Origin of the sequence: Methylomicrobium album BG8 (genome assembly GCF_000214275.2) — a bacterium.
In the GTDB taxonomy this organism is placed as follows: domain Bacteria; phylum Pseudomonadota; class Gammaproteobacteria; order Methylococcales; family Methylomonadaceae; genus Methylomicrobium; species Methylomicrobium agile.
In genome coordinates, this window is sequence record NZ_CM001475.1 from 1,422,190 (window position 1) to 1,434,715 (window position 12,526).

The 12,526-nt window shown below is 57.0% G+C and carries 5 protein-coding genes; 4 read left to right on the plus strand and 1 reads right to left on the minus strand.

Going from position 1 to position 12,526, the window contains the following annotated elements:
- Nucleotides 1-43: 43 nt before the first annotated feature.
- Nucleotides 44-694 (minus strand): VOC family protein, encoded by a 651-nt coding sequence (locus tag METAL_RS06225; RefSeq protein ID WP_005370678.1) that lies wholly within the window; start codon nucleotides 692-694, stop codon nucleotides 44-46.
- A 692-nt stretch (nucleotides 695-1,386) separates the two neighbouring features.
- Here METAL_RS06225 and METAL_RS06230 point away from each other — a divergent pair.
- The 4 genes from METAL_RS06230 (at nucleotide 1,387) to METAL_RS06245 (ending at nucleotide 12,363) form a co-directional block, all read left to right on the plus strand.
- On the plus strand, nucleotides 1,387-6,645 hold the full coding sequence (locus tag METAL_RS06230; protein WP_245549480.1) for a non-ribosomal peptide synthetase: 5,259 nt from the start codon (nucleotides 1,387-1,389) through the stop codon (nucleotides 6,643-6,645).
- Between the two features lie 82 nt (nucleotides 6,646-6,727).
- Nucleotides 6,728-8,326, plus strand: coding sequence for an MBL fold metallo-hydrolase (locus tag METAL_RS06235; protein WP_005370682.1), 1,599 nt, complete (start codon nucleotides 6,728-6,730; stop codon nucleotides 8,324-8,326).
- 54 nt (nucleotides 8,327-8,380) lie between these two features.
- Nucleotides 8,381-8,941, plus strand: a complete 561-nt coding sequence (locus METAL_RS06240) for an ankyrin repeat domain-containing protein (RefSeq protein WP_005370684.1) — start codon at nucleotides 8,381-8,383, stop codon at nucleotides 8,939-8,941.
- Between the two features lie 248 nt (nucleotides 8,942-9,189).
- A complete protein-coding gene (locus METAL_RS06245) occupies nucleotides 9,190-12,363 on the plus strand; it encodes a non-ribosomal peptide synthetase (protein WP_245549481.1) in 3,174 nt (1,057 codons plus the stop codon).
- Nucleotides 12,364-12,526 lie beyond the last annotated feature (163 nt).

Consider the following 12,526-nt stretch of genomic DNA (forward strand, 5'->3'; position numbering starts at 1 on the left):
TTCCGTCTGCAACCTGCAGCGGCGGCCCTGGACGGCGCGAAATTCACCCGTCGGGACCGCCCAGTTGCCGCATGCCGGCGGGCGTTCGAATGTGAGCCACGAGATAAGGCGGCCTGCCCGGCTCCAGTTCGAACACCCGAAAATCGTCTTCGAAGCCGACCGCATCCAGTACGCGGCGCACCTTCCCGGCTTCCGGATGGAAGCCTTCGAGGCGCACCAGCGCACAGCCGCTGTCCGGCAGCGCGGCGGCCGGATGAATGCCCTCGGGCCATTGGATCAGCGCCGGCGCGACGCCCTGCAGCGGCAGGCCGCCGTCGGCCGGTAGGGTAATCAGCCAGTTCAGGGAGCCGCGGCGCATCGGCTCGATCCCGCCCAAAGAGAACGGCGAAGCCTTTGCCGCGGCCGCGATGTCGTTCGTGCGGGCGATCCAGGCAGCCAGCCGCGCCGGCCGGGCAGGATCGGGCGCGTCGAGCCGGAACCAGCGCGGCCGGTCGGGCGGCGGTGCGGCCGGATCGATCGCGATCACTTCGAGATAACGCATCTCGCCCAGTTTCAGCAAACGATTATGGGTTCCCATGCGGGGATGTGCGCCGCCGGTTTCCAGGCTTGTCCCGAGCGTCCGGCGAATGTAGGCTTCGCCGGTTTCCAGGGAAGGGGCCGTGACGGCGATGTGGTCGATATATGAACGCAGCATGGCGATCTCCTTTGGGAACAGGGGGCCGGGACACGTCATGGCGGGCGATTCGGCGCGGCCGGCGGTCATTATACCGGCGGCGTGAGCGGGATCGATGAGGCTAAGCAAACAGAGCGCCAAATGAGATATTTGTTTTCATGGGTATCTTCGCGTCGGAATGAAAGAAGGGGAAGCGAACTCGGAGAGAGGCAAACCATGGAAAATCCACCTCCCGCCGAGCGCTTATCGCGATACTCCCTTGCCAGCTTGGCTTGGGCAAACCGTGTAGGGTACGCTATGCGTACCTTTTCACCCTCCCCCTCCCAATGGTACGTACGCACAGCGTACCCTACGGAACTGGATTTAACGGCAGGGCACCCTTCAGACGGTGAGGACTTCCCTACACACGATATGAAAATGCTCTAATCGGCAATTTCGAATTCCCTCGGATTAACTGCGCTCAGCCTCAAATCAATGCCGAAGTGTTTCCAGGCTGTTGCTAAAACAACTTTTTGGTGGGGAAATTATTTCTATAGATCGTCTTCCACATATCTAAACGGACTTGAATCATTTTGCCTGGCTTTTCAGTGGAGGTTGCCTGCACTTGAAATTAGAGACGGCGATTCAAAGACGAAATTTCGTACGGCACCTGTCGGATAGACGGAGGGTATGTGTTAAACGAGCGACATGATTTAGATAGTTCCACAGATGATGTGCTATTGCTCGAAGGAGCAAATTCTCTGGCGGAGGTGTTGCAGCGGCGCGCGGCATGCCATCCTCACCGGATCGCGTATACATTTTTGGATTATGGGGCATCAGGCCGGCATTCGTTGACCTATGGCGAACTCAATGCAAAAGCCGGGCAATTGGCCGCAGCGTTGCAGCGGATGGGCATGCAAGGCGAGCGGGCTTTATTGCTCTATCCGTCCGGCCTGGATTACATCGTGGCCTTTTTTGCCTGCCTTTACGCCGGGGCAGTCGCCGTTCCGGCCTATCCGCCCAGTAATAATCGGCATATGCCCAGACTACAGGCCATTCTTGATGACAGCAAAGCGAAAATAATCCTTACCACCCGGCAAGTTGCCGGCAACATTCACGATTTCCCAGGCACCACAGAGTATTTGTTAGAAAAACATTGGTGGCGAACCGATGCCGACGAACACTTTGATGATGCCAGCTCGTGGCAACCGCCTCTCTTGCAAGCCTTGGATTTGGCCTTTCTGCAATACACTTCGGGTTCTACCGGTGACGCCAAGGGGGTGATGATCAGCCACGGCAACTTGATGGCAAACCAGCAGTTGATCAAGCGCCGGTTCGGCCATGACGAACGCTCGACCGTGGTCGGTTGGCTGCCGCTTTATCACGACATGGGCCTGATCGGTAATGTGATGCAGCCCTTGTATTGCGGAGCGAGTGCGGTTTTGATGGCGCCGATGGCGTTTTTGGAAAAACCGCTGCGCTGGTTGCAGGCTATCAGCGATTACCGTGCGCATACCAGTGGCGGGCCTAATTTCGCTTACGATTTGTGCGTTCAAAAAATCAGCCGCGACGAATTGGCCGGGATCGATCTCAGTAGTTGGCAACTGGCCTTCAACGGCGCCGAACCCATCAATCCGCTGACTTTGCAGCGATTCGGCGACGCATTTTCGGCATGCGGATTCCAGCGGCGTTCGTTCTATCCCTGTTATGGCCTGGCCGAAGCCACATTATTGGCGACTGGCGGCGCTAAACAATCCCTTCCAAGCATTGCCGCGTTCGATAAAACCGCCTTGGAGCAGCGCAGAGTCCATTCGATCGGTGACAATCCATCGAATGCCAGAAGCCTGGTCGGCTGCGGCGCGATCGATATCGATCGCGGACAGGACTTGCGTATTGCCGATCCTGATAGCGGTGCGCGTTGTGTGGAGGGCCGAATCGGAGAGATTTGGCTGAGCGGTCCCAGCATCGCCCAGGGCTATTGGCAGAATCCCGGAATGAGCGGCAAAGCTTTCGTCAAAGATGCCGAAGGCCGATCCTGGCTGCGCACCGGCGATTTGGGATTTATCGACGAGGGGGAATTGTTCGTTTCCGGGCGCTTGAAAGACTTGATCATTATTCGCGGCCGTAATTATTACCCGCACGATCTCGAACATGCCGTCGAAGCGGCAACCGATGCGTTGAATCCTGCATCGGCAGTGGCGTTTTCGGTTGACGAAGGCGACGGCGAGAAGTTGATCGTGTTGGCCGAATTAAAACGCAATCGGGTCAGGCAAGGGGATTACCGTAGCGAATTCTCGGCGATTCGTGCCCGACTAACCGAAGAATGCGGTATCCAAGCCGACCGTATCCTGTTCCTCAAACCCGGCGCCGTTTTAAAAACCAGCAGCGGGAAGCTTCGGCGAAATGCCTGCCGGGCGCTTTTTATCCAACAGGGTTTTGAATTTATCGCCTGCGACAACCCGCAAGCGGCGGGCGAGCCACGGCCTTTAGCGAATGTCGATGCGGGCGCCGCCGAACACCGCTTATTACGCCAGGCTTTGCTGACGATGAATCGCGCCAATGCCGCCGATTTATTGGCCGGACATCTTGCGCTGAAAGCCTCGGCATTATCAGGCTTGTCCGCCGGCGCTGCCGAACCACACCATACGCTATCGCAACTGGGCCTGGATTCGTTGAAAGCCGTGGAAATGAAATATTTCCTCGACGAGTTACTGGATGTCGATATGCCGGTCACCGGCCTACTCGGCGGCTCGACCTTATCCGATTGCGCCGCAACGGCGCTGAGCCTGGCAAAACATGCCGCCGGTACACCTGTTCCTCTTGCCGATACCGGTAGAGGGAAAGCTTTAAATTTCGCTGTGTCATACAATCAACAGGCTTTGTGGACACAAGCGCAATTAGGGCAGGGCAAAGCTTTGCACCACATGCCGGTTGCATTGCAAATCAGGGGCGAATTGAACTGGGATGCGCTAGAGTGTGCGCTGATTGAGTTGCGTCGGCGTCATTCGCAACTGCGCGTCGGGTTTAAACTGGGCGCCGACCGGCTGCCGGTTTGCCTGCCTCTCGACCAACCGGAGCCGCGGCTGGAACGGGTTGATTGTTGCGACCGCTCGCAGCAAATGAAGAAGCTGCAGATTTTCGTCAATGAACCGTTTGACCTGGAACACGGGCCGCTGCTGCGATGCGGCGTATTCCGTTGTACCGATGCCGAGCCTGTTCTGGCGTTTTGCGCGCATCATTTGATCGTCGATTTTCGTTCGCTGCAAGTATTGCTGGCCGATTTGCAAGCACTCTATATCGCTCGATGTGCCGGTCAAGCGCCTCAACTGCCATTCTCCGCTTCAAGCTACTCGGATTATGCCGCATGGCAGCAACATTATCTGGAAAGCGCTGCTGCCGAACAAGACTTGAGCTATTGGCGCCGGCAACTGGCCGGCGAGATACCCCGGTTGGAACTGCCGGGCGAACGTCCATCCGCGGAGGCATCGTCAGACCGGAGCGCTACGGAAACGTTGCGCATCTCGCCGGAAACGTTGAATAAGCTTAAACGTTTGGCCTCAGCCCGCCGAACCACACTGTATACGCTGTTATTGAGCATCTTCAAGACCCTGCTGTACCGCTACAGCGGTCAAACCGATCTGATCGTCGGTAGTCCGACCTTAGGGCGGCCCAAACGTGAATTTGCCGATTCGGTGGGTTATTTCGTCAACCCGGTCGCATTGCGTAGCCGGCCTCATGGCGAACAGCCGTTTTGCGATTATTTGGCTCAGGTCAATGCCGCCGTGTTGGAAGCGCTCGATCATCAATATTATCCGTATGCTTTGCTGGTGGAGAAGGCGTTGCACCGCACGGGCAACGATAGAGCGCCGTTTCGGACCTGGTTCGTGCTGCAGTCCGCGGACGATCCGTTGGCGGCGGCGCTGGCCTTGGGGCAATCCGGCGCCGCCGGCCGGTGGGGCAATGCCGCTGCCGAAACGGTTGCCTTGCCGGAAAGGTCGGAAGAATTCGATCTGGCCCTGCTGTGCGCGGAAACCGGCCAGGGATTGACGGCCGTGTTCAGCCATCGTTGCGACATCATCAGCCAATTGTCGGTACGGCGCATGCTGGGACATTTTCAATGCCTGCTGAACGGGATATTGGCGGACCCCGCTACCCGGTTGAGCCAATTGCCGTTTTTGAGCGTACCGGAAAAACGGCAACTGGCGGACTGGAATGCTACGACTCTACATTATCCGGAGCAGCGCAGCATCGTTGACCTGTTTGAAGCGGTTGCGGACCGCCAGCCCCAGACAACGGCGCTGGTGTTCGGAGAGCTGCGGCTTTCTTATGCCGAGTTAAACGAACGGGCCAACCGGCTGGCGCATTATCTGATCGAGCAGGGCGTCGGGCCGGAGCGCCGTGTCGCGTTAAGCATGCCCCGTGGCCCCGCCTTATTGATCGGTATGCTGGCCATTTTGAAAGCGGGCGCCATGTATGTGCCCATTGACCCGAGCTATCCTCGGGAACGGCAGACGTATTTGTTTCAGGATGCCGGGACCGGCTGGCTGTTGACCGTGCTGTCCCTGGCACCGGTTCCGGATTGCGGCCACGCGGTGAAAATCTGCGTCGACGAACCGCATGAGTTCGGCGCATACAGTGCGGCTAACCCGGCTGTCGTGCGTTTCCCGGCATCCGCCGCCTATCTGATTTATACCTCCGGCTCGACAGGCCATCCCAAAGGCGTGGTGGTCAGCCATGCCAATCTGTTGCATTCGACTTTGGCGAGAAGCGCTTACTACCGTGAACCGATGGGGTGTTATCTGTTATTGCCGTCGTTCGCCTTCGACAGCTCGGTGGCGGGTATTTTTTGGAGTTTAAGCCAGGGCGCCGCCTTGTGTTTGCCCGACGACAGCCTGCTGAAAGAACCGTTGGGACTCGGGGCTCTGATCGAGCGTCACCGGGTCACCCACCTGTTGACCTTGCCGTCGCTGTATCAACTGTTGCTGGAGCATGTGCCCAGCGCCGCGTTGCAAAGCCTGGGCACCGCCATCGTCGCCGGCGAAGCCTGTCCGGGCACTTTGGCCGAACTGCACCATTCACGCTTGCCGGCCGTCGGGCTATTCAACGAATACGGTCCGACCGAAGCCACCGTCTGGTGCAGCGTTTATCGCGTTCAACCGGCGGATTGCGAGGCCACGCTGCCGATAGGCACCCCCATTGCCAATATGCGCATTCACATCGTCGATGCGGCGATGCAGCCCGTGGCAGTCGGGGTGGCGGGAGAGTTGCTGGTTGGCGGCGACGGTATTAGCCGAGGCTATCTCGGCCAACCCGCTTTGACGGCTGAACGCTTTGTGCCGGATCCGTTCGGGCGCAGCGGCGGACGTTTATATCGAACCGGCGACCGGGCGAGATATCGCGCAGACGGAACCATTGAATTCTTGGGCCGTTTCGACCGGCAAGTCAAAATCAGGGGCTACCGCATTGAACTCGGTGAAATCGAAGCCTGCTTACTGCGCCATTCCGCGATATCTGCGGCGGCGGTCACCGTGCGGGAAGATGTGCCCGGCATGAAGCGTCTGGTCGCCTATTGGAGCGGTGATGCTTCGGTTCAGGATGCGCTGAGGTCTCTTGTTAAGGAGAGCTTGCCCGACTACATGCAGCCCTCGGCATGGCTATGGCTTGAATCCATGCCGTTGAACGCCAATGGCAAGCTGGATCGCAAGGCGTTGCCGATGCCGGAAATCCGGGCCGGCGATCAGGACGGTTTCGTTGCGCCGCGCGACGAGGCCGAGGAAGCGGTGGCGTCCATCTGGCGTGAAGTCCTGGGTATCGATCGGTTGAGTATTCACGACGACTTTTTCGAACTGGGGGGGCATTCATTGGCGGGCGTCCAGGTGATGGCAAAAATACAGGAAATGTTCGCCATCGATCTGCCGGTCAATGTGTTGTTCGAAGCGGCGACGCTAGCCGAATTCGTTGACCGCATGGCTGAGTATCAGGCCGAGGAATGATGCCGAACAGCATGGGTTTTTGGGGCGAATTCGTTCGTTTCCCACGGCTCGATAACAAATCAATGAACAGGAAACGGAAACCATGAACGACAGAACCCTATACCGGCTTGCCGATTCCACTGCCGTAGAAGCGCTGGTCGATCACTGGGTTGCCTGGCCGCACACTTTTTCGCCGGTGCCCTACAGTCTGCATATGCTGAATTATCAGAAGAAGAATCTGACTTCGTATCTGCAAAATCCCGCTATCCATCTTAAATCCAGCGCCAATCCGAAATTGCTGGGCGGGCCGTTTGTCAACGTACCGGTCGACCGAGCGGCCGACATCGCGCAAATGCTGGAGCGCATGGGAGGCGAGCATGCCGAAAGCCTGCGGATGGCCGAAGACCTGATCGCTTTTCAGAATTTGCTGGATCGCGAGGCGATCGGGCAAAGCCTGGAAGCTTATTACCCTCAATTACCTCAATCGTTACGCGGTTACGTCGAATTGCTCTACGACTATAACAACCGCCCGATTGTCCGCTGTATCGAAAGCCTTTTTTATAAAAGCCGGCATTACAAAAAACATTTGCAGTCGTTCCAACTGTTCACGCAAACCCATGACCGGGCGCGGGCATATTACATGAGTACGCCGCGCCTGCCGGACGGCGACAGCGTATCCTGGCGGATTCCGTTTGCCGAAGCCGCTGTCGACGAATTGTTCAAGCTGGATAGCCGGCCGCAATCCCTGGGCTATATCCAGGAAGTGCTGGGCCTGGATGCCGGCGACGAAGGCAGGCTGATCCGTTTATTGACCGATCAGGCGCCTCATGCCGGCGAATCCTGGCAAGGCCCGGGCGTGAGAATACGCTATCTGGGCCATGCGGGCGTTCTGGTCGAAACGGCCGGTATGACCGTGCTGATCGACCCTTTCATCGCCGTCAAACCCAGCCAGGGCGGAATAGACCGATACAGTTTTCAGGATTTGCCGGCGCATATCGACTACGTGCTGATTACCCATGTCCATCACGACCATTATGTATTCGAAACCCTGTTACGGTTACGGCACAAAATCGGTTGCCTGGTGGTACCCAAAAGCTCCGGCATTTTTTATGCCGATATTTCGATGAAACTGTTGGCCAGGGAATTGGGTTTTCGGCAGGTCGTTGAAGTCGATCCGTTAGACAGTATCCCGTTGACGGGGGGCGAAATCGTCGCGGTCCCTTTTCTGGGCGAACACAACGATTTGCCGTTTGCAAAAAGTGCCTATTTAGTTCGCGACGGAAACCGGAAAGTGTTATTCGCCGCGGATTCGAACTGTCTGGACGAACAGATGTACCGGAATCTATGCGCCGAATACGGGCCCATCGACACCGTGTTTTTGGGCATGGAATGCATCGGGGCGCCGCTCTCCTGGGTTTACGGCGCTTTGTTGCCCAAGCTGCCGGATCACAAACACTGCCAGGCCCGCCGCTCGAACGGCAGCAATGCCGAAGGCGCATTGCGGTTGCTGGATGCGGTCGGCGCCAGCCGCGTCTACGTCTATGCCATCGGCCGCGAGCCGTGGCTGCAATATTTCATGGCGCTGGAGCCGGAAGACGACGATGCGTATATCCGCGAAATCAACAAAATGCTGGCGGTTTGCCATGAGCGCGGCTTTAGCGATGCCCGGCGGCTATATGGGCGCGACGAGATTCTTCTGTGAAGGAATTGCAACATCATAACCCATTCAAATGATTCTCTATTAAGGAAACGATCTATGAACAAACCACAACTGATTGAAGCGGCTAAGACGGGTGACATCAACCGATTACAAGCCTTGATTGAAAATGGCGAAGCATTGGAACAAAAAGACGATTATGGCTGGACCGCATTAAATTGGGCTGCGGGCCGCCGCGGCGACACGGAAATAGTGAAGCTATTACTCGAAGCAGGAGCCAATCCAATCAATAGCGGTCGCGATCTTAGAACGCCTTATCAAATTGCCTTGGCGGCTGCGCGAGTGGAAACCGCCACTTTACTGCAACAGGCGGAACAGGAAAGCGGAATTGCTTCGAAAAAACCGGCAAGACCCTTTTGCAAGGCCTATCCGGTCAACGCATTCCATGAATTTCCGGACTGGCGGATTGAACAGTCATTGTCTGACGATGCCGTGGTCTATTTGCACCAGGATTTCAGCGTTACTGAATCGATGTGGCCCGGAGAGAATGTAGTGTTCGATTCAGGTTCGGAGGATTGGCGGAATTACTGTCGAAACCGGTTAGGTTTTCATGTCCCAACAGACTTGGAGCTTGCCGCCGATTATGAGTCGAGACGTTAGCGGTCCTAAGCGTGGCAACTGCTGTTGTCGATAGCCTGGATGGAGATAGCTGTATTCAAGGCTATGCACCACTTCACGAGGGAAAAATTATGATCGAGACCAAAACACCGGATAAGCAACGGTCAGTCAGTCGCACACAACTGATTACCAGACTGAAGAAAACCCATAGTCCGACTAATGGTGCCATTACAAAACGAAATAAGGACCAACCGGTTCCCTTATCGTATTCGCAGGAACGTTTGTGGATCATGTCGCAGCTGGAACCGGACAATCCGATTTACAACGTTGCCGGAGCCGTGCAATTCGACGGTTTGCTGAATATACAGGCCTTGCAACATAGCCTGGACGAAGTGGTCAGGCGTCACGAAATTCTACGCAGCCTGTTTGTCGCCGAGGGTCAGCAAGTTTTGCCCGACAGCCGGTTGCCGCTGGCGTACCTGGATTTTACGGGCTTTAGCCATGAGCGTGCGATGGATTTATTCCCGCAATGCGCCGACGATTTTATTCATCGACCGTTTCTGCTTACCGGACAGCCGCCGTTACGGGCGCTGCTGGCGGTATTGAGCGAACAGCGGCATATTCTGTTGTTGGCGCTGCATCACATCGTTTCCGACCGCTGGTCGGTCGGGGTGTTGATGCAAGAAGTCGCCGCACTGTATGCTGCATACGGCCACGGCAAGCCGTCGTCCTTGACGGAGTTGCCGATCCAGTACGGCGATTTTTGCGTATGGCAACGCCGGCAGCGGGAAAAATGGGCCAGGCATTTGGACTATTGGCGGCAGAAACTGGCCGGTGCGCCGCCGCTGCTGGAGTTGCCGACTGATCGACCAAGGCCACCGGTACTCAGCTACCGGGGCGGCATGTACAGTTTCGAGTTTTCTGCCGAGTTGAGCCGGACGCTGAAAGAACTGGGCAAGCAATACAATGCCACACTGTTCATGGTGGTGGCCGCCGCTCTCAACACCTTGTTGTACCGCTATACCGGCAGCCAGGATATCTGCATCGGTTATCCGGTGGCCGGGCGCGGCCAAAGCCAGACGGCGGCTTTGATAGGTTTTTTCGTCAACACGCTGGTGCTGCGTTGCCAAATCGAAGCCGATCTGCCGTTCTCGGAACTGTTGTTGCAACTGCGCGAACAGGCCTTGCAGGATCAGAACCATCAGGAACTTTCGTTCGGTCAATTGCTGGATACGCTGAAGCCGGTTCGCAACACCGGCCATGCGCCTTTGTTCCAGGTGATGCTGGCGGTACAGAATGTGCCGGCAACGCATTTTCGGATGCAGGATGTGTCGGCCATGCCGCTGGCGATGAATACCCATATCGCCCAATTCGACCTAAGCCTATTCGTCGACGAACGCGATGGCCAACTGTTTTGTAGTTTCGAATACAGCACGGCCTTATTCGATGCTGGCACCGTCGCCCGGATGGCCGGGCATTTGCAAACAATACTGGCCGGCGCGGCCAGCAATCCCGACTTGCCGGTCGGCCGATTGCCGCTGCTGACGCCAACGGAAAGCAGACAGTTGCTTGACGATTGGAGCGGCCGGAATAACCAAGCCAGTTATGCCGACGGTTTGATGATACACCAGTGCATCGAAGCCCAGGCGCGAATGGCGCCGGATAGATCGGCGCTGGTGTTTGCCGGCCAAAGTCTTAGCTACGGCGAGCTTGACCGCCGCGCGCAGCAATGGGCCGAACGGCTGTCGGCATCGGGTGTGGGGCCGGAATGCCGGGTCGGCGTTTGCGCCGAACGTTCGCTGGAACTGATCGTCGGTTTGCTGGCCGTGCTCAAAGCCGGCAGCGCTTATGTGCCGTTGGACCCGAGTTATCCCAAAGAGCGCCTAGATGCCATACTGGACGATGCCGGTATCGGCGTAATGCTGACGCAAAGTTCTTTGGCCGACGGCTTTCAGCGCTGCTCCATCAAAGTATATTGCCTTGACCGAGAGCCGGCACTCTATCCTGCCGCGACCGTCTTGGCATGCCCGGCAGCGCAGGAAAATACCGCTTACATTATTTATACCTCGGGTTCGACCGGCCGGCCTAAAGGCGTGGCGATCAGCCACCGCAATTTGCTGCATTCGACGTTGGCCAGGGCAAATTATTACCGCGAAATGCCGGAATGCTTTCTGTTGTTGTCCTCGTTTGCGTTCGACAGCTCCGTGGCCGGGATATTCTGGACCTTAAGCCAGGGCGGTTGCCTATGCCTGCCGAAACAAGACGAGTTGACGGATACGGCCGCCTTGACCGGTTTGATTAACCGGCACCGAGTCACTCACTTACTGGCGTTGCCTTCGTTTTATGCGGCTATTGCCGACGACAGGTATCTGGACCGGCTACGCACGCTGCAATCGGTTATCGTCGCGGGCGAGGCCTGTTCCGGCGAGATTGCGGCCGGGCACCACAGAAAATTGCCGAAGGTCCGGTTCTATAACGAATACGGCCCGACCGAGGGCACGGTTTGGAGCAGCGTTTACCGGAGCGACGAAAACGCCGGCGACATGACGCTACCTGTCGGCCGGCCCGTCGACAGCGTAAGCATTTATATTCTGGACCGGCAGCTCCAGCCGGTGCCGGCCGGCGTCGGCGGCGAGTTATGCGTAGGCGGAGCCGGCGTGGCCAGAGGTTATTTGAACCGGCCGGCGTTGACGGCGGAAAAATTCATTCCTAGCCCGTTCAGCGCCGAAGGTGCAAGGCTTTATAAAACCGGCGATTTGGCGCGTTTTGGCGCCGGCGGCGAGATTGAGTTTTTAGGCCGCATCGACAACCAAATCAAGATTCGCGGTTACCGGATCGAGCTGGGCGAAATCGAAGAGCGTTTGCAGTTGCATCCAGCCATTCAAGAAGCGGTGGTGCTGGCAAAAGAAGACGTGTCCGGCCATAAAAAACTGCTGGCCTACCTGGTCGCCAGCCCGTCAGCCACGGTGCCGGAGAACTCGGCGTTGCAGGCTTTCCTCAAACAAACGCTGCCGGATTATATGTTGCCGGCGAATTACGTGGTTTTGGATAAATTGCCGTTAATGCCCAACGGCAAACGCGACCGGCTGGCATTGCTGGCTATCGCGGAACCGGCGTTGCCGGAACGGGAACTGAAGCCGGTGTCGAACTGGATAGAGGCCGAGCTGGCAGGTATTTGGCGCGAGGTCTTGGGGCTAGAGGCCGTCGGCGTCGATGCAGATTTTTTCGAGCAGGGCGGGCATTCCTTGGCCGCGATCCAGGTCAAGTCGCGCATTCAGAGCGTGTTCAATATCGAGCTGCCGGCGAAAGCGTTATTCGAATTGCGGACCGTCGAATTGCAGGCCGCCGAGTTGGCCCGGTTGCAAATCCAACAGCATGACGACCGCGATCTGGAAAAGTTGCTTGCCGAAATCGAACAGCTACCCGACGACGAAGCCGATTATTTGCTTGCTAACGAGATTTAAAGCGTGGAATCCGGATAACACGGATTTTTGCGATATGCGCCGTCAGGAGTGCAGGCACCAACGGTAGATGCTTTAGGGAAAGCTTCCGCTCCTGACCTACGATCCTGTAGACAAAACTGACACTCCAGTCTTTGCACTTTTTTGCCGCACTAGCCCATCAGGA

Excerpts from the sequence above, each read along its gene's own strand:
- METAL_RS06235 (WP_005370682.1), top strand. The coding sequence starts at position 6,728 with ATGAACGACAGAACCCTATACCGGCTTGCCGATTCCACTGCCGTAGAA.
- METAL_RS06240 (WP_005370684.1), top strand. The coding sequence starts at position 8,381 with ATGAACAAACCACAACTGATTGAAGCGGCTAAGACGGGTGACATCAAC.
- METAL_RS06225 (WP_005370678.1), bottom strand. The coding sequence starts at position 694 with ATGCTGCGTTCATATATCGACCACATCGCCGTCACGGCCCCTTCCCTG.
- METAL_RS06245 (WP_245549481.1), top strand. The coding sequence starts at position 9,190 with ATGTCGCAGCTGGAACCGGACAATCCGATTTACAACGTTGCCGGAGCC.